Origin of the sequence: Streptococcus sp. 27098_8_74 (assembly GCF_041431705.1) — a bacterium.
Lineage (GTDB): Bacteria > Bacillota > Bacilli > Lactobacillales > Streptococcaceae > Streptococcus > Streptococcus salivarius_E.
In genome coordinates, this window is the sequence record NZ_JAPVYF010000001.1 from 107,154 (window position 1) to 126,009 (window position 18,856).

At 39.7% G+C, this 18,856-nt stretch carries 18 protein-coding genes; 16 read left to right on the plus strand and 2 right to left on the minus strand.

All coding sequences use genetic code 11. From position 1 onward, the window contains the following. Positions 1 to 611: 611 nt before the first annotated feature. Positions 612 to 1,883, minus strand: a complete 1,272-nt coding sequence (locus O3670_RS00540) for a matrixin family metalloprotease (RefSeq protein ID WP_038676599.1) — start codon at positions 1,881 to 1,883, stop codon at positions 612 to 614. A gap of 213 nt (positions 1,884 to 2,096) precedes the next feature. Here O3670_RS00540 and O3670_RS00545 point away from each other — a divergent pair, with 213 nt between their 5' ends. The 9 genes from O3670_RS00545 to folP all read left to right on the plus strand — a co-directional run bounded on the left by O3670_RS00545 (position 2,097) and on the right by folP (position 11,362). After that, the gene (locus tag O3670_RS00545) at positions 2,097 to 2,834 is read left to right on the plus strand and encodes a LytR/AlgR family response regulator transcription factor (RefSeq protein WP_022496803.1); all 738 of its coding nucleotides are present in this window, start codon (positions 2,097 to 2,099) and stop codon (positions 2,832 to 2,834) included. A 310-nt stretch (positions 2,835 to 3,144) separates the two neighbouring features. Further along, entirely contained in the window at positions 3,145 to 4,323 is a 1,179-nt protein-coding gene (locus tag O3670_RS00550) for a sensor histidine kinase (protein WP_175063033.1), read from the plus strand. 111 nt (positions 4,324 to 4,434) lie between these two features. Then, the gene (locus tag O3670_RS00555) at positions 4,435 to 5,814 is read left to right on the plus strand and encodes a hypothetical protein (RefSeq protein WP_022496805.1); all 1,380 of its coding nucleotides are present in this window, start codon (positions 4,435 to 4,437) and stop codon (positions 5,812 to 5,814) included. Positions 5,815 to 5,976: 162 nt separating this feature from the next. Beyond that, the gene (gene rpsP, locus O3670_RS00560) at positions 5,977 to 6,249 is read left to right on the plus strand and encodes a 30S ribosomal protein S16 (protein ID WP_002884675.1); all 273 of its coding nucleotides are present in this window, start codon (positions 5,977 to 5,979) and stop codon (positions 6,247 to 6,249) included. Between the two features lie 11 nt (positions 6,250 to 6,260). Then, positions 6,261 to 6,509: a KH domain-containing protein gene (locus O3670_RS00565; protein WP_002884680.1), complete on the plus strand. Its 249-nt coding sequence runs from the start codon at positions 6,261 to 6,263 to the stop codon at positions 6,507 to 6,509. A 161-nt stretch (positions 6,510 to 6,670) separates the two neighbouring features. Beyond that, the gene (locus O3670_RS00570; RefSeq protein WP_022496806.1) at positions 6,671 to 7,933 is read left to right on the plus strand and encodes a bifunctional folylpolyglutamate synthase/dihydrofolate synthase; all 1,263 of its coding nucleotides are present in this window, start codon (positions 6,671 to 6,673) and stop codon (positions 7,931 to 7,933) included. Positions 7,934 to 7,999: 66 nt separating this feature from the next. Beyond that, a complete protein-coding gene (kimA, locus tag O3670_RS00575) occupies positions 8,000 to 9,844 on the plus strand; it encodes a potassium transporter KimA (RefSeq protein WP_038676596.1) in 1,845 nt (614 codons plus the stop codon). Positions 9,845 to 9,989: 145 nt separating this feature from the next. Beyond that, on the plus strand, positions 9,990 to 10,553 hold the full coding sequence (folE, locus tag O3670_RS00580; protein WP_002884345.1) for a GTP cyclohydrolase I FolE: 564 nt from the start codon (positions 9,990 to 9,992) through the stop codon (positions 10,551 to 10,553). An 8-nt stretch (positions 10,554 to 10,561) separates the two neighbouring features. Next, on the plus strand, positions 10,562 to 11,362 hold the full coding sequence (gene folP / locus O3670_RS00585) for a dihydropteroate synthase (RefSeq protein ID WP_002884425.1): 801 nt from the start codon (positions 10,562 to 10,564) through the stop codon (positions 11,360 to 11,362). A 31-nt stretch (positions 11,363 to 11,393) separates the two neighbouring features. Here the strand turns inward: folP and O3670_RS00590 are convergent, their stop codons facing one another. Then, positions 11,394 to 12,845, minus strand: coding sequence for an alpha-amylase (locus tag O3670_RS00590; protein ID WP_038676594.1), 1,452 nt, complete (start codon positions 12,843 to 12,845; stop codon positions 11,394 to 11,396). 222 nt (positions 12,846 to 13,067) lie between these two features. Here O3670_RS00590 and folB point away from each other — a divergent pair, with 222 nt between their 5' ends. The 7 genes from folB to O3670_RS00625 all read left to right on the plus strand — a co-directional run bounded on the left by folB (position 13,068) and on the right by O3670_RS00625 (position 18,821). Further along, a complete protein-coding gene (gene folB / locus O3670_RS00595; protein WP_073685692.1) occupies positions 13,068 to 13,427 on the plus strand; it encodes a dihydroneopterin aldolase in 360 nt (119 codons plus the stop codon). Further along, complete coding sequence (folK, locus tag O3670_RS00600; protein ID WP_073685691.1) at positions 13,424 to 13,915, plus strand: 2-amino-4-hydroxy-6-hydroxymethyldihydropteridine diphosphokinase; 492 nt, start codon at positions 13,424 to 13,426, stop codon at positions 13,913 to 13,915. The genes folB and folK overlap by 4 nt, the downstream gene beginning before the upstream one ends. Before the next feature lie 188 nt (positions 13,916 to 14,103). After that, positions 14,104 to 15,006, plus strand: coding sequence for a UDP-N-acetylmuramate dehydrogenase (gene murB, locus O3670_RS00605; RefSeq protein WP_060972618.1), 903 nt, complete (start codon positions 14,104 to 14,106; stop codon positions 15,004 to 15,006). Positions 15,007 to 15,052: 46 nt separating this feature from the next. Then, positions 15,053 to 16,207: an ABC transporter ATP-binding protein gene (locus tag O3670_RS00610; protein WP_371595668.1), complete on the plus strand. Its 1,155-nt coding sequence runs from the start codon at positions 15,053 to 15,055 to the stop codon at positions 16,205 to 16,207. Next, positions 16,191 to 16,985 carry an ABC transporter permease gene (locus O3670_RS00615; RefSeq protein ID WP_048673786.1) on the plus strand — a complete coding sequence of 265 codons (795 nt, stop codon included), beginning with the start codon at positions 16,191 to 16,193 and terminating at the stop codon, positions 16,983 to 16,985. The genes O3670_RS00610 and O3670_RS00615 overlap by 17 nt, the downstream gene beginning before the upstream one ends. Then, positions 16,982 to 17,761: an ABC transporter permease gene (locus tag O3670_RS00620; protein ID WP_037598343.1), complete on the plus strand. Its 780-nt coding sequence runs from the start codon at positions 16,982 to 16,984 to the stop codon at positions 17,759 to 17,761. The genes O3670_RS00615 and O3670_RS00620 overlap by 4 nt, the downstream gene beginning before the upstream one ends. Further along, positions 17,754 to 18,821 (plus strand): ABC transporter substrate-binding protein, encoded by a 1,068-nt coding sequence (locus tag O3670_RS00625; RefSeq protein WP_371595669.1) that lies wholly within the window; start codon positions 17,754 to 17,756, stop codon positions 18,819 to 18,821. Before O3670_RS00620 ends, O3670_RS00625 begins: the two co-directional genes overlap by 8 nt. The last annotated feature ends 35 nt before the right edge of the window (positions 18,822 to 18,856 follow it).

Sequence of the window (18,856 nt, forward strand, 5' to 3'; positions counted from 1 at the left end):
AGACTATTTAAAAAACATTTGTGAGAACAATAAGTTTTAAATGATAAAGCACTTATCTATAACTCATTAGGTCTCTCTTTACATTATCTATTGTACCAAAAAAAACCAGAGAAAACTTACATATTTTTAAAATATATAAGAAAAAATCATGAACAGTCATTTTCTGGTCTTGAATGGTATTTTGTGAGAATTATTTTGAACGATTACTAATCTACTAGGCTAATACCAACGCCTATGTGCTTTAGATACACTAAAAAACGCCTAGCTGCTGTTGCTAGACGTTCTTTATTAGGAGAGATCTGGAAATCTAGGAATGGGGGAAAAGTGTTTGGGGAAGATAGGTATAAATGTTAAGAAGGGTTCCTAGACTATTTTTATTCTGTTTATGAGAATAATGAGCAAAAACTAACAAAGTTTAGTCTTCCAACTCATCCGGTCTCTCTTTACATTTTCTATTTTACCAAAAAAAATGAAGAAAACTTTACATAATCAAAAAATGTGTAAGAAAAAATCATGAACAGTCATTTTCTGGTCTTGAATGGTCATCTCACTTGTATAAAAAAAGCAGAACCTGATAGGTCTGCTTATATTTGTAGTGATGGTGTAAGAAGTTAAATCTTGCTATAGAGTTTCTTAACATTGTTAATATCAACAGGTTGGATACTTGTCTTACCACCTTTAGGTTCCATTACAGAGGCAACGGCACTGTTGTGTTCAAGTCCAATTGAGTGTCCTAATTCGTGTTGCGCAGTGTTAAGGAGTTTCCCACCGTTCTTTTGGTAATAATTGTTTTGAACATGGAAGGTGTTCAAGTAAACAGTAGCATTACTATATTGCTTAGTTGGGAGGTAGTAAGTAGAGTAGGTAACTCCAAGAGGAGCTGCCACATTACCTTCATAACGTTCATCAGCAATGATGTTGGCTTTTTGTTTATCGTTAGTGAGCAAGAAATTAAAGGCACCAGTGTTATTCCAAGAAGTGATAGCTTGTTTGTAGGCATTCACGATTTCAGGATTTTTAGCATTGATGAAGACTGTTGCTTCCTTAGTTGACCAGTGAGGAGTGTCGTAATTCTCTTTTACCAGTTCGTTATTCTTTTGCCATACTTGAGCAATTCGGTCCACTGGTTTAGCAGGTTGGATAGGAGTAGCTTTAGGAGCTGTAGGTTTAGTGACAGTCGTTGTTGGCTTCTTAGGTTGTGTCGTTGTAGAAGGCGCTGGCTTGTTTACAACAGTTGTTGGTTTTTTAGGTTGACTAACAGCAGGAGTTGATTGTTTAGGTTTTGTTGTAGCTGTTGTCGTGGGCTTTGTAGAAGGTGTTAATGGTTTTGGAATATAAGTAGATAGAATCTTATGAACGTTACCATTATTAATTTCTGTTGATACCCATGTAGCACCATCTTTTGACCAGGTTTGTGCTTGAGCGACAGTTTCGGTCTTTGGTTCAGAGTGATTTTCTACAGCCTTATGATTGCTATCTGTATTTGTCGGAATTCTAGTCCCATAGGTTTTGCTACCAGTCTGGCTGTCGACAGTACTGCTAGCTGTTTGACTATCTTGTTTCAATTCCTCAAAAGTCGGAGTATTTGTGGGCGTTTGTTCATAGTCATTTTCATGTGTATGAAGATCATCTACAGAGGTATGTGACACAGTAGTCACAGTAGTAGGTGTTTCACTAGATACACCTGTTTGAGTGATGGTATTGGTATTTGTAGTTGTTTCAAGTTCAGAAAATGTCATAGCCTGGTTAGGATCTGAAACATAGGTTTGATCCGCAGAGGCATGCTGAGGACTTCCCACAAGAAAAGCACTAATGATACCAACAGTTGCAAGGGTTAAGATGGTCTTTGTCTTAGTCCCTTGCGTTTTAAAAGAACGTAACATAACTTTCTCCTTTTTAATATAAAACAAAAACAGTTCTCATGATAACATCTAAAAATGAAGATAAAGTGACAGGGAGATAACAATTGTTTTATAAATGAAATGAGGTAAGTTAAAAAGACTTTATGCTGTACAAAAAGGAATATTATCCGATTAATTATGATAAAATGTTAAATAGGTATATTAAAGTATATTAGAAAGAAAGAGGGAAATAAGATGCTTTCTATTATCGTCCTTGAAGATGATGCCTTGCAGCGTCATCGTGTTAGTCGTTTATTGGACGAAGCAGTTGAGGAGTCGAAGGCCGTTGTTGATGGGATTACCTTTTATGAGCAAGGTCAGGAATTGTTAGATGCTGATAGAGGTTCGGGTAAATCCATGGTTTATCTTTTGGATATTGACCTTAAAAATCAAACGAAGCAGGGACTAGATATTGGGCTTGAAATCCGTAAGGAAGACTTGAAAGCACAAATCGCTTTTGTTACAGCCTACTCTGAGTTTATGCCCTTGACCTTCCGTTATAAGATTCAAGCTCTGGACTTTGTTGATAAATCCATGGAAGATGCAGATCTTAAGAGAGCCTTGGTAGAACTTTTAGATTTTGCGTATTCGCAGGTTGAGCAAGAAACCAAGGCACAGAGTCTGACGGTAAAAACGGATAAAAATGATGTTAATATTCCTTATGATGACATTTTATACATTGAAACAGCCCCTGTGCCACATAAGTTGATTGCTCACACCAAGTCAAATCTAGTAGAATTCTATGGAAAAATTGCAGAAGTAGCGAAATTGGATGATATTTTCTTCCAAACGCATCGCTCTTTTGTTGTCAATGTGAGTAATGTGACAAGTGTGGATCGTACGGCTAATATGGTCTTCTTTGAGGGAGACGAGTCATGCCTCCTCTCGCGGACACGTAAAAAGGAACTTTTGGAACGATTGAAAAATCGTTAAGGCTCAGATTTTCCCCTTCTTCTCTAATCATTATTGAAAGTTTTCTGAAATTCGAGATAATTATTTAATTTTATCTCATATAATAGCAGGAAGTGTGATAAAATAGTAATGTGGCTTTTTACTGCTTATTTAAGATTACTAGAAGGAGGTGGCTAACCATTAAATGATGCTCAATTTGCAAATTGCATTAGAATATCTTTTGCATTTCATCGTCATACAGTGGATTTACGAAAAGACCAGCTTGGTCAAGATACCACGTATGATTCTTCCTATTGCGTTCTTAGTTGAATGTATAGGGGGGATACTGGGGATGTCATATAATGTCGGTTTGTCCTTTATGACACCGTTCTACCTTCTTTTCTATGCTTATTTCTATGGCAAGGAAAGAACCACCAATATGTTGGCATTTTATGCTTTCTATCCTCTTGTTCTTTATCTTTTGATTTTTAATGGTTATGCCTACTTTTTGATGCCGGGATTTGGTATCACATCGGATTTCCTTAACAAAAGTTATCTTTATTTCATTTTCTTTGACCTTTTAATTATTCCAACATTTGTCGCTCTTTCCAAACTTCTTAATATTGATTTTAAATATTTGAGGGTTTTGGAGCGAGATAGCAAATTTGGTCGGATAATGTTTTTCACTAACTTTGTTTTGATTAGTTATGTGATTATGAACTATTCCGTAGTTGTGGCTTCGCGTTTCTTTGATTTGTACTATGCTGGCCATATTATAACCTTGATTGGCTATATAGCGATTCTTTATGCTGTTTACAGTGTCAATAGATACGCAGATGAGTACTTTGAAAATGAGCGAAGAAAAGAAAATCGTCGTCACTTGGATGACCTAGAGAAGTATTCTGAACAAGTCGAAAGTCTTTACGAAACGTTACGCAGTTTCCGTCACGACTATACTAATGTTATGATTTCGCTTAATGAAGCCATTCAGATGAAAGACATCGACCAAATCAAGATGATTTATGATAGTGTCTTGAAAGATTCGGCATCAGATTTGAAGCAGCAAAAGTTTGATTTGGCAAAATTAACTCGTGTGACCAACATGCCGCTTAAGAGTCTGTTGTCATCTAAAGTAGCCGAAGCTTTTGATAAAGGTATTCAATGTCATGTTGAGGTTGAAGAGGGCGTCTTCTTCACAGATATGCGTCCACTCGACTTGATTACAATCATATCCATTCTTTGTGATAATGCTATAGAAGCTACTGTATTAGCAGATGAACCAAAATTATCTATCGCTATCTTTAAGATGGAAAATCAATCCGTTATTGTTGTTGAGAATTCAACTAAGGAAGCTTCTATTGATGTAGCTCCTTTGAAACAAAGAGGATTTTCAACAAAAGGAACAGGTCGAGGATTGGGCTTGGCAAATATCGAAGAGATTCTCTTTAGATACGATAATGTCACGCTTGAAACGGAATCAGCACAACACCGTTTTGTCCAATTATTGTCTATTACACCAAAAGAAGATTAATGGGGATTTAATAAGAATTTTTAGAATTCTTGTTAATCCCTATTTTTATGTTAAAAAGTATGGTAAAATAGGGAAGTTAATCATGTGTTTTTTAATTCAGGGGGATTTATTATGTTGAAAGACGAATGGTTAGAGTACTTTGAGGCCGTGAATGGCCGAAAACCAAGACCAATCGACTTTAAAGAAGCCTTGGAACGAGGAGAGTTTGTTCTCTCTGAAGGTGCAGAGGCTCACCAAGTAGCTGATCAAGGAGAGTCTTCAGCTGACCAACAGTTTGAAGAAGGAACCGCAACTGCCAGAGCACTAGCCCAGTCTCAGAAAGAGCGTGACAACGCGCAAGAGGCTATGGCAAATGTGGCTCAAGAAAAGAGAAAGGCCCTATCTCAAGAGACTGTTGGTCAAGTAAGAACCATTCAGTCGGGCCGCCAGGCTGAGGATATTCAAAAAGAAGAGGAACAACGCAAACGCGTCGCAGAGGCTAAGGAGCGTTTGGCAAGTTATGCGCCAACCCGTCCAGATGCAGAAAATCATTCTGTTAATACCTCGAGTGAGCCTAATCAATCTATTCCAGTTTTCAGTAACCAAGCACAGCATCTTGGATTGTCTGAGGATTTGACAAAACTTGATCATAAGGAAGAAAAAGCAGCTAAGAAGCTTGCTCGTCAAGCTACTCGTGATAAGAAAAAGGCTGAAAAATTAGCTGCTAAAGCTAAATCTAAGGAAGAACAGACAGTTGCCAGACTAGAAAAGAGATTGGAAAGTCAGGTTCGTCTTCTAGAAACGATTCAAAACGCTAATCAAAAATCGCAAAAGGCCAAAAATTGGGGCAAAGGAGCCTTGATTTCTAGTCTTGTTGCTGTTGTTTTGATGTTGCTTGTTGGTGGTGTATACGGTTTTTGGCGTAATGCTTCGGGGAACATTGAGGGGACTTGGGAATTAAAATCGTCTAAGGTATTGGACGAAAATTCTGGAAAGTTAACCAATGCTCTGAAAGAACATGAAGATAAAGATGAAATTTACGTCTCTTTCCTTAAAGTTGATCAGTCTAATAATTTACAAACACATTCTTACTTTTATAAAAAAGGTGAGGAGGATCAGCCTACTTTTACAGCTTCAGATTATTTGAAGGAATATCAAGTTGTTGATCAGTGGAATAAATCGATTACCTATACTAAAGAAGTTTCAGAATTTAAGCGTGAGTTGACTAAAGTTGTCTCGCAACTTTATCCAAATGCAGATAAGAATCTAGTAGATTACTATATTTCGGATAATGTAGATAACTATCGACTCTACCGTAAAGGGAAACGCACCAAGTCTTATACTGTAAATAAAGATACCTTGGTTGTTTCTACCTACAACGAGGATGGCAAGTTGACCAGTCGTGATACTTACGAGAAAGTGTCGAAGGCAGCTGCTAAGGGTTTAGAAGCTGAATATGCTGAAGCAAAGGTAGCTTATGAAAAAAATCACAAGACTACAACTAAGAAATAGTCGAAAAGGAAGTTAGAGTTTGACTCTAACTTTTTTTGTAGAAATTTTAAGTCTGTCAAGTTTTTTTCTTGACACATAAAAATGATATGGTATACTAGTTAAGGTCGAGGGGCGATAAGTGCCCCCACCATAATAAAAAACTAAAGAAAAGAGATATTAAAAATGGCAGTAAAAATCCGTTTGACTCGTATGGGTTCTAAGAAAAAACCTTTCTACCGTATTAACGTTGCAGATTCACGTGCTCCACGTGATGGACGTTTCATCGAAACAGTTGGTACTTACAACCCACTCGTTGAAGAAAACCAAGTAACACTTAAAGAAGAACGTGTTCTTGAGTGGTTGTCTAAAGGTGCACAACCTTCAGATACAGTTCGTAACATCCTTTCAAAAGAAGGCGTTATGAAGAAATTCCACGAATCAAAATTCTCAAAATAATTTTTTAGCCTATGGATACCATTGAAAATCTTATTATCGCTATCGTTAAACCTTTAATTGCTTCACCAGATCAGTTGACCATCAAAATTATTGACGGTCCTGAGTTTTTGGAGTACCATCTTGATCTTGCCCCAGCCGATATTGGGCGTGTTATCGGGAAAAAAGGACGTACTATTACGGCGATAAGAGCGATTGTCTATTCGGTACCTACTCAAGGTAAAAAAGTTCGTCTTGTTATTGACGAAAAAGAGAAAGCTTAAGAGGTGACCCTAGGGTTGCCTTTTTTGCATATTTTGGTTATACCTAGGAGTCTTTGGTATAATAAGAGCGTCAAAGCATTAAGCTCAGGAAAAACTAGAAATCTAGTTTAGAGGTCGGTTTAATGACTAAGTTGAAGCATTAGCCTAAAAAAGGAGTAATTATGACTTATCAGGAAGCGTTGGATTGGATTCATGGACAATTAAAATTTGGCATCAAGCCTGGGTTGGAGCGTATGGCTTGGATGCTTAAAGAGTTGGGAGATCCACAAGATAATCTCAAGGCTGTGCATATCGTGGGAACAAACGGCAAAGGGTCTACAGTCAATGCCCTCCAAACCATTTTCACCCAAGCAGGTTATGAAGTTGGAACCTTTACTTCACCCTATATTATTGACTTCAAGGAACGAATCTCTCTTAATGGTCAGATGATTTCAGAAGAGGACTTACTTGACCTGGTTAATCGTGTGAAGCCTGTGGTTGAACGTCTACCAAAAGAGACAGAGCATGAAAATGCGACAGAGTTTGAAATTATCACAGTCTTGATGTTCCTCTATTTTGGTCAGATCCATCCTGTGGATATCGCATTCATTGAAGCGGGAATGGGTGGTCTTCATGATTCGACTAATCTCTTTAAGCCCTTGGCAGTCCTGTGTCCATCGATTGGTTTAGATCATCAGGCTATTTTGGGAAATACCCATGCTGAAATTGCAGCAGAAAAAGCTGGTGTTTTGAAGAATGGGGCTCCCTTTATTTATGCGACTGACCGTACTGATGTTCGAGATGTTTTCGAGAAGAAGGCGCGTGAAGAAGGTTCTAAGACCTATGAGCTGGGGAGAGATTTCACAGCTGAAGGGTCAAGCCATTCCTTTGATTTTACCTATGGAGAGCAAAGGTTAGATGATATAGCCTTGGCTATGGCCGGTCAACACCAAGTGGCAAATGCTAGCTTGGCTATCATGGCTTCTTTATTGCTTCAAAAAGATTATCCTAAAGTAACTCTTGAACTCATAAAGAATGCCCTGGCTCATGCCCATTGGCGAGGTCGAACAGAATTTTTAAGACCTAATCTCATGATTGATGGTGCTCATAATAATGAGAGTGTTAAAGTTTTGATTGACTTGTTGCAATCAGAGTATGCCAATAAGGAGATTGAACTTCTCTTTGCAGCGATTGATACCAAGCCTATTGACGGTATGCTTGCCCAACTAAAATCGGTTGGTGACTTGACTGTAACGAGTTTTGACTATCCAAACAGTGTTAAATTAGATAAATACCCAGAGGCTTATAAGCAGGTACCAGACTTCAAAACATGGATTAAAGAACATGTGACGACTGACAATAAGAAACTTTATGTGGTAACGGGATCTCTATACTTCATTTCTCAGGTCAGAAAATGGGTTTTAGAGCAGGCAAGTGATGGTTAAGACTTGAAAGATGACATTTAGGGGCGTATAATAGCCCTCGTATGTTTTAAAAGTAAGGAGATCACAATGTTTCAACGTCTGAAAAACATTTTAATCGGTGAACCTTTAACTCATGATGATAGTGGTGATGGACACTTATTGTCCAAGATTCAGGCCTTGGCCATGTTGTCGAGTGATGCACTTTCATCTATCGCCTATGGTCCAGAGCAGGTCGTCTTGGTTCTGACAGCTGTATCTAGTGCGGCTATTTGGTGGTCAATCCCTATTGGACTTTTGGTTCTCGTCCTTTTGGCCAGTCTTACCATTTCTTATAGACAGGTTATCAAAGCCTATCCTCAAGGTGGTGGCGCCTATATGGTAACGACGGAAAATCTGTCTCCTAAGTTTGGCTTGATAGCTGGTGGTAGTCTTTTGGTCGATTACATGTTGACGGTTGCTGTTTCAGTGGCCTCAGGTGCAGATGCCATTACTTCAGCCCTTCCCTTCCTGCATCCTTTCAATCTTGAAATATCAATGATTTTGGTGCTTGTTTTGATGGTTATGAACCTTAGGGGAATGCGTGAATCTGCAAAATCTTTGATGATACCAGTTTATCTCTTCATTGTTTCGACGCTCTTCCTATTGGGATTTGGTTTCTTTCAAATTCTAACGGGTCATATGCCTAACGCAGCCACAGCACATTTAGGACAACCAATTACAGGTGTGTCTTTGATTCTTATTTTAAGGGCCTTTACTTCAGGTTCTGCCTCATTGACAGGGGTAGAAGCTATCTCTAACGCGGTGCCTTTCTTTAAGAAACCTAAGGCCAAAAATGCAGCTTCAACCCTCTTTATTATGTCTAGCATTTTGGGGGCTATGTTTGCGGGAATCACCTTCCTCAACTGGTGGACAGGTATTACACCTCATGCAGGAGTAACCATCTTGTCACAAATGGCTAGAGAAATTCTCGGTCAGTCATGGATTGGTAGTATTCTATTTTACGTTTTCCAATTCTCTACTGCCATGATTCTTGCAGTAGCGGCTAACACAGGTTTTTCAGCCTTTCCGATGTTGTCCTTTAATATGGCGAAAAATAAATACATGCCTCACATGTACCTTGAAAAAGGGGCACGTATGGGATACTCTAATGGGATCTTGACACTTGCAATTGGCGCCATTACCCTTTTGTTTATTTTCCGAGGAAATACGGAACGTTTGATTCCGCTTTATACCATCGGTGTATTCATTCCATTTGCTCTTTCTCAAACGGGGATGGTTATCCATTGGATTCGTGAATATGGTAAGGGATTCTGGAAACATTCTTTAGCTAATATCTTGGGGGCTCTCATTTGTTATGCTATTGTTCTCATTCTCTTCCTTTTCCGTTTAGGAGATATCTGGCCATTCTTCCCAATTATTGCAATCTTGATGTGGATGTTCCTTAAGATTAAAAAACACTATAATGGTGTTGCTCAACAGTTGCGTATTGATGGAGCGGTAGAAGAACACCATTATCAAGGAAATATTGTTCTTATCCTCGTTGGGAATGTTACCAAGGCTAATATCGGAGCTATTTCCTATGCGCGTTCTATTGGTGACAAGGTTATCGCCATGCATGTATCTACTAAGGATACTGAGAACAAGGACAAGGAAACTGAACAAGAGTTTAAAAAATATTTCCCTGAAATTGAGATGGTTCATATCCAATCACCGTACAGCTCAATCACTCAGTCAACCATTCAGTATGTGGACGAGGTCGCCACTCAAGCTGAGAAGGATAATGCGACTCTGACAGTCATGATTCCTCAGTTTGTGCCTAAAAAATCATGGCAAACCATGCTTCACAACCAAATGAGTTTACGATTGAAATATTATCTCAAATGGCGTGAGAATATTGTGGTTTCATCCTATTCTTACCACTTGAAAGACTAAAAAATATAAGCGAAGATAACCTCTATATGAAAGGTGGTCTTCGCTTTTTTTGAGATTTAGGTAGCTAGGAAATCTTATTTTTTGCAAGAAAAATCCAGCAAAATAAGGTATAATAGATAGTATTATAACGTTGCAAGAGGAAATTATGGCAAATCAAGAAAAAGTAGAACAAGCAGTCTATCAACTATTGGAAGCTCTAGGTGAAAATCCTGAGCGTGAGGGACTTTTGGACACACCAAAACGTGTGGCTAAGATGTATGCTGAAATGTTTTCAGGTCTAAATGAAGACCCTAAGGATCAATTTACAGCTGTCTTTTCAGAAGTCCATGACGAAGTTGTCCTTGTCAAGGATATTCCTTTTTACTCTATGTGTGAGCACCATTTGGTTCCATTTTATGGTAAGGCCCATGTGGCTTATTTGCCAAGTGGAGACAAGGTGACAGGACTTTCCAAATTAGCGCGTGCCGTTGAAGTAGCTGCTCGTCGTCCGCAGTTGCAAGAACGCCTTACAGATCAAGTTGCTACAGCACTTGAAGAAGCTCTGAATCCTCGAGGAGTTTTTGTCATGGTTGAAGCAGAGCACATGTGCATGACCATGCGAGGAATTAAGAAACCAGGAAGTAAGACAATCACAACTGTCGCTAAGGGCCTTTATAAAGAAGACCGTGAAGAACGCAAGGAAATTCTTTCATTGATGCGTGATTTTTAGGAGTTAAGATGTTTATTGGCAAACATGAGATTGCAGGTAAGGCCTGTATTATGGGAATCTTGAATGTCACCCCTGATTCTTTCTCAGATGGTGGCGATTTTGACACTGTAGAGGATGCGTTGGCTCAGGTTGAGCGTATGATTGCCCAGGGAGCAGCCGTTATCGATGTAGGTGGCGAATCTACAAGACCAGGAGCAGAATTTGTGACCGAGGAAGAAGAGATTGCTCGTATCGTGCCAGTTATTCAGGCTATCAAGGCAAAATATGATGTGCTCATCAGTATTGATACCTATAAGACAGCTACTGCCAGAGCTGCTCTTGAAGCAGGGGCAGATATTCTAAATGACGTCTGGGCTGGACTCTATGATGGTCAGATGCTAGCTTTAGCAGCTGAAAAGAATGTGCCGATTATTCTCATGCATAATCAAAAAGAAGAAGTATACAATGATGTCACAGAAGATGTCTGTACATTCCTCAGTCAACGAGCCCAGGCCGCCTTGGAAGCAGGAGTGGCCAAGGACAATATCTGGATTGATCCAGGTTTTGGCTTTGCGAAAAATGTCCAACACAATATTGACCTGCTAAAAGGTTTGGGTAAGGTCGTTGCCTTGGGCTATCCTGTTCTTTTTGGGATTTCTCGTAAGCGTGTTGTGGACTACCTACTAGGTGGAAATACCCAAGCTAAGGACCGTGATCAGGGAACGGCTGCTCTATCTGGCTATGCTGTTAGCAAGGGCTGTCAGATTGTCCGTGTGCATAATGTTGATGCCAATCGTGATATTGTTAAGACCATTTTAGGGATTTTATGATACTAAAAAAAGCTCGATTGAGCTTTTTTTCTTAGTCTTGAATTGTCCAAACGCTGACAGATTTTTCAGAAACTGGGAAGTCTCCCCATCCGTCTTCGTCAATGGTTACAGTATCAGAGCAGTTTCCAAGAATGTCATAGAAGGTTTGTCCAGCCCAATCACTACCAATTTCCATAGACTTGCTGTTAGCAGCATCATTAGAGATTGTTACAGCTAATGGAGCGCCATCTTCGTTGCCAGAGCGTGTCCATCCAATACAGTTTGGATCATCAAAGTAGTCTGTTTGCTCTCCGTAAGCAAGGTCTTTACGAGCGTAGAGCAAAGTATCTAGGATTTCTTGGAAATTTTCTTGGGCAAATTCACCTTCGATGCCATAGTAGTCACCATAAAATAGGCAAGGAAGACCGTCTTCACGGAGAAGAATGAGAGCATAAGCAGCTGGTTTAAACCATTCTTCAACAGTAGATTCTAGAGCTTGTCCGCGTTGAGTGTCGTGGTTGTCTACGAAGGTCACGGCATGTTCAGGATGATTTTTGACCAAAGAATGATCGAAAATTGTTGTTAAATCATAATCAGCTCCAGCTGTGCTAGCGTTGTGTAGATTGTTGTGAAGGGAAACATCAACGAGGTCAAAACGTTTTTCAATCTTTTCAAGATAGGTATTGTTATCCTCTTCGTTACCATTCCAAAATTCACCAAAGACATAGAAGTCTTGACCTTGTTTTTCTTTGACATCACGGATAAAGTTACGCATGAAGAATGAATCGATGTGCTTGATTGCATCCATGCGGAATCCTTGAACACCTGTTGTTTCAACGAACCAATCCGCCCATTCGTAAATGTTTTCAATAACTTCAGGGTGTTTATAGTCTAGGTTAGCATACATAAGATAGTCAAAGTTACCATTCTCATTGTCAACCAAGTCGTTGTCTGCCCAACCTTTGTTGTCACCTTGGATAAGATAGATACCACTTTTATTACGTTTAGCATCGAAGTCAGTTCCGTTAAAGTGGTACCAGTGCCATTCAAAATCGTTGTAGGCTTTATTGCGTCCGTCAAAGGTGAAGTGTGTCCAGCCTTCGATCTCAAATGGTTCGCTGATTTCTTGGGTACGATCCTCTGGGTCAACTTCGACCACTTCGAAGGTCTCGAGTTTATCGGCTGCTGCCTTGTGGTTAAGCACAACGTCGGCCATAGGTACAATACCAACTTCTTTGAGTTGGTTGATAGCATTGAGATACTCTTCTTTAAGGCCGTATTTGGTGCGGACAGTTTCTTTTTGGTCGAATTCTCCAAGGTCAAAGAGGTCATAGACTCCGTAACCAACATCATCTTTGTTGGTAGCCTTAAAAGCAGGTGGCATCCAAACGTGGCTGATGCCCAGGTCTGCTAAATGTTGGGCATCTTCAGCCAAATTGTTCCAGTGTTGTCCGTCACTTGGGAGATACCATTCAAAATATTGCATTGCGGTTTGATTTGTCATAGTTTTTTCCTTATTAGTTGAGATAGTCTTGCTTATAATTCAGGAGTTTCTTTTTAGCTCCTGTGTCTATATTTTACCAAATCAGAAGAATTATGCAATCGATTGCATAAAGTGTAAATACACTAATTTCAGATTTGTCTAAAATATCATACTAATTAGAGACCAACTTTTCAACTGTTTTGTGCTAGAATAAAGAAGAGTCTAGTGTCTTAAGGAGAAACTATGGATAAAATTATTTTAAATGGTTGCCGTTTTTATGGTTATCACGGGGCTTTTGCTGAGGAGCAGACCCTAGGGCAAATTTTTGTGGTTGATTTGGAATTGACTGTTGATCTAACTAGGGCTTCACAGAGTGACAATCTAGATGATACGGTTCACTATGGTTTGGTTTTCGAAGCCGTGCAAAAACAAGCGGAAGATAAAAAGTACATTTTGATTGAGCGTTTGGCGGGTGCGATTTGTGAGGATTTATTTGAACAATTTGCACCTATTCAATCTATTAAAGTTCGAATTACCAAGGAAAATCCACCAATTAATGGGCATTATAAGAGTGTTGGTATTGAATTGGAGCGTAGCCGATGACAAGAGTTTATTTGAGTTTGGGATCTAATATGGGTGATCGTCAGGACTATCTCCAAAAAGCTGTGGAGGCCTTGAATGACTTACCTGAGACAGAGGTTAAAGCAGTGTCTTCCTATTATGAAACGGCTGCTTGGGGACTGACAGAACAGGCTGATTTTTTGAACCTTGCCTTGCTCTTAGAGACTCAGTTGCCAGCTGAAACCTTACTAAGGTCATGTCAGCAGATTGAAAAAGACCTTGATCGCGTTCGTCATGAGCATTGGGGGCCTCGGACAGTAGATATTGATATTCTTCTATATGGGCAGGAAATCTGGGAGACTGAGCACCTTAAAGTGCCCCATCCTTATATGAGTCAGAGAGCTTTTGTTTTGGTTCCCTTGATAGAAATAGCAGATGATTTGGCTGACCCTAAAACTGGCCAAGCCTACAAAAAATATTTGAGTCAATTAAACACTAGTGATGTCCGTAAATTGGAAGTTATGGATTAGTTTTGCGTGAAATTCCTTGTCGTCAAGATGGGGATTTTTTGCTATAATTAATCTTGGCTTTTTGCCGTATTTTTCTTTTAATTTTTAGGAAAAATGCTAACTCATTTTTAGGTAGTGATAGTAATATGGGGAAGTCTATCACGATACCTACAAAGAAATAAATGTATAGAAAAAGTATGGAAAATAACATGTTAGATGAACTTAAAGAAGATTTAGTGGGGATTGATATTCGTTTCGACGAACCCTTAAAACGTTATACATATACCAAGGTTGGTGGTCCAGCGGATTATTTGGCCTTTCCACGTAACCGCTATGAACTCTCTCGTATTGTCAAATTTGCTAATAAGCATGACATTCCTTGGATGGTGCTCGGTAATGCCAGTAATTTGATTGTCCGTGACGGTGGTATCAGAGGTTTTGTGATTATGTTTGACAGACTTAATGGTATTGCTGTTAATGGTTATCAAATTGAAGCTGAAGCGGGGGCTAATTTGATTGCGACAACCAAGGTGGCTCGTTTCCAAAGTTTGACTGGTTTTGAATTTGCAGCGGGGATTCCAGGTAGTGTTGGTGGTGCCGTCTTTATGAATGCGGGTGCCTATGGTGGTGAGATTGCCCATATCTTGGTTTCTGCTCAGGTTCTTACAAAAGACGGTGATATTCGTACGATTGATGCAAGAGATATGCGTTTTGGTTATCGTCGTTCGGTGCTCCAAGAAACAGGTGAAGTGGTTATTTCAGCTAAATTTAACCTCAAACCAGGAGACTACGAGCAAATCAAGAATGAGATGAATCGTCTCAATCATTTGCGAGAGCTTAAACAACCTCTTGAATACCCTTCGTGTGGTTCGGTCTTTAAACGCCCACCAGGTCACTTTGCAGGTCAGCTGATTATGGAAGCCAACCTCAAGGGACATCGTATCGGTGGTGTTGAGGTTTCGACTAAGCATGCTGGTTTCATGGTCAATGTCGATCAAGGAACAGCAAAAGACTATGAAGACCTTATTTCAGATGTTATCGCTAAGGTTAAGGAAAATTCAGGTGTTACACTAGAGCCTGAAGTACGTATCATTGGCGACGAATTAAACTAATAAAACCCTATCCCTATATTTGCTATCCATGGAGGATTTATGACAATTGACTAATCCGATTATTGCCTTTCGAAACGTCTCAAAAGTGTTTGAAGACAGTGGCACACAAGTTTTAAAAGACATCAACTTTGAACTAGAAGAAGGTGAGTTCTATACCCTTCTTGGGGCTTCTGGTTCTGGTAAATCAACGATTTTGAACATCATTGCAGGTCTCTTAGATGCGACCAGTGGCGACGTCCTTTTGGATGGAAAACGTATCAATGATATTCCTATCAATAAAAGGGATGTTCACACCGTTTTCCAATCTTATGCCCTCTTTCCACATATGAATGTCTTTGACAATGTGGCTTTTGCTCTTAAATTGAAAAAGGTGCCTAAAAAGGAAATTGAAGAGCGTGTAGAAGAAGCCTTAAAGATGGTTCAACTAAATGGTTATCAAAAGCGCTCGATTCAAAAATTATCAGGTGGTCAACGTCAACGTGTGGCTATTGCTCGTGCGATTATTAACCAACCCCGTGTAGTCCTTTTGGATGAGCCTTTGTCGGCACTGGATTTGAAACTACGTACTGAAATGCAATACGAGTTGCGCGAATTGCAACAACGTTTAGGGATTACTTTTGTCTTTGTCACTCACGACCAAGAAGAGGCCTTGGCCATGTCGGACTGGATTTTTGTTATGAATGATGGTGAAATTGTTCAATCAGGAACTCCGGTTGATATCTATGACGAACCAATCAATCACTTCGTTGCAACCTTTATTGGAGAATCTAACATCCTACCAGGCGTTATGATTGAGGACTATTTGGTTGAGTTCAATGGGAAACGTTTTGAATCTGTTGATGGAGGAATGCGTCCTAATGAACCTGTCGAAGTGGTGATTCGCCCTGAAGATTTACAGATTACACTTCCTGAGGAAGGCAAATTGCAAGTTCGCGTGGAAACTCAGCTCTTCCGTGGGGTCCACTATGAAATCATTGCCTATGACAATCTTGGTAATGAATGGATGATTCATTCAACCCGTAAGGCGATTGAGGGTGAGATTATCGGTCTTGATTTTACGCCTGAGGATATTCATATCATGCGTCTTAATGAGACAGAAGAAGAATTCGATGCACGTATTGAAGAATATGTGGAAGTGGAAGAGCATGAAGATGGCTTGATTAATGCCATTGAGGAGGAGCGCTATGAAGAAAACAGCTAGCCTCTTCTCGGTTCCTTACCTCCTTTGGCTCCTACTCTTCGTGGTTGCTCCAGTACTCATGCTACTCTATCAGTCTTTCTTTGATATCAGTGGCAACTTTACTTTGGACAATTATGGTACCTTCTTTTCCAGTTGGACTTACTTAAGGATGAGTTTTAACTCGGTTCTTTATGCAGCCATCATTACTCTGGTAACCCTTCTCATTTCTTATCCGACGGCATATCTTTTAACCAGACTAAAGCATAAGCAACTTTGGTTGATGTTGGTCATTTTGCCAACCTGGGTCAATCTCCTTCTGAAAGCCTATGCTTTTATGGGGATTTTTGGGCAACAAGGTGGTATCAATGCCTTTCTCGGCTTCTTTGGGATTGCACCCATGCAAATTCTCTTTACGGATTTCTCCTTCATTTTTGTGGCTAGCTACATTGAAATTCCCTTTATGATTCTACCGATTTTCAATGCACTGGATGATTTGGATGAAAATATTGTGAATGCGAGTAAAGATTTGGGAGCCAATGATTGGCAGACCTTTACCAAGGTTATTTTTCCTTTATCGCTCAATGGGGTACGCTCTGGTGTCCAGTCTGTCTTTATTCCTAGTCTCAGCCTCTTTATGCTGACACGCTTGATCGGAGGTAACCGAGTTATCACCCTAGGAACAGCTATTGAACAGCACTTCCTAACGACACAAAACTGGGGAATGGGGGCAACCATTGGTGTTGTTCTTATTGCTGCCATGATTGCGACCATGTGGTTAACAAAGGAGAGACGTCAATGAAAAAATTTGCAAATCTCTATTTAGCTCTTGTCTTTGTTATCCTTTATTTGCCAATCTTCTATTTAATCGCCTATTCTTTCAATAGTGGTGGTGATATGAATAGCTTCACTGGCTTTACTCTGGATAACTACCAGAGCATGTTTTCAGATAGCCGACTCATGTTAATTCTGGCTCAAACCTTCTTTTTAGCTTTCCTTAGTGCTCTTCTGGCGACGATTATTGGTACCTTTGGGTCTATCTTTATCTATGAGAGTAAACAGAAGCAACAGACTGGGATTTTATCTCTAAATAACGTACTCATGGTTGCACCAGACGTCATGATTGGTGCGAGTTTCTTGATTCTCTTTACCTTGATAGGTTTCCAACTCGGTTTTGTATCGGTTTTGTTGAGTCACATTGCCTTCTCAATCCCAATCGTGGTTCTCATGGTTTTACCACGTCTCAAGGAAATGAATCGAGACATGGTGAATGCAGCTTATGACCTGGGTGCGACCCAATGGCAGATGTTACGTGAGGTTATGTTGCCATACTTGACACCTGGTATTATCGCTGGTTATTTCATGGCCTTTACCTATTCTTTGGATGACTTCGCAGTAACCTTCTTTGTTACGGGGAATGGTTTTTCAACACTTGCTGTGGAAATATACTCACGTGCCCGTAAAGGGATTTCCTTGGAAATCAATGCCCTATCAACGGTTGTCTTCTTGTTCTCTATTCTTCTAGTCATTGGATATTATATGATTACCAAGGAGAGAAAGGAGGAGCACGATGCGTAAACTCTATCAATTTCTGGCAGGGATTTTAGCAATTATTTTCTTCCTTTGGGGAATTTCTGCCTACATGCAAAGCCGTACAGGAAATGTGTCGGACAAGCTTGTTATTTATAACTGGGGTGATTATATTGATCCAGACCTCTTGGCCAAGTTCACTAAAGAAACGGGCATCAAGGTCCAGTATGAAACCTTTGATTCCAACGAAGCTATGTATACTAAGATTAAGCAAGGTGGTACGACATACGACATTGCTGTGCCGTCAGACTACACCATTGATAAAATGGTCAAGGAAGACCTTTTGGTGAAGTTGGATAAATCTAAAATCCATGGCTTTGATCAGATTGGCTCAAGTTTTAAGGGGCTTAGTTTCGATCCTAATAATGACTATTCTATCCCTTATTTTTGGGGGACAGTCGGAATCGTCTATAATACGAAATTGGTGAAAAAAGCACCTCAGCACTGGAATGATCTTTGGTCACCCGAATACAGAAACCAGATTATGCTGGTTGATGGCGCGCGAGAAGTCCTTGGTTTCTCACTTAATAGCCTGGGATATAGCTTGAATACGAAGAATATGACTGAATTACGTTTGGCTGAAACTAAACTTAATAGTCTGACACCAAATATCAAAGCTATTGTGGGTGATGAGATGAAGGGCTACATGGTTCAAGGTGATGCGGCTATTGGAGTAACCTTCTCAGGGGAAGCCAGTGAGATGCTTGATAAAAATGAGGACCTACGTTACGTTGTCCCATCAGAAGGCTCAAATCTTTGGTTTGACAATCTAGTGATTCCTAAAACTGTGAAGCATGAGAAGGAAGCTTATGCCCTTATCAACTTCATGCTTAAACCGGAAAATGCAGCGCAAAATGCTGAATATATTGGTTATGCCACACCTAACGAGGCAGCCAAAGCCTTACTTCCAAAGAGTATTACGGATGATAAGGCCTTTTACCCATCAGAATCAACCATTAAAAACCTTGAAGTCTATAATAACCTAGGTCAAAAGTGGCTAGGAATCTATAACGATATTTACCTTCAAGTTAAGATGTATCGTAAATAAGATTTTTGAGACCTAAGTTTTAGATGCAATCTAAA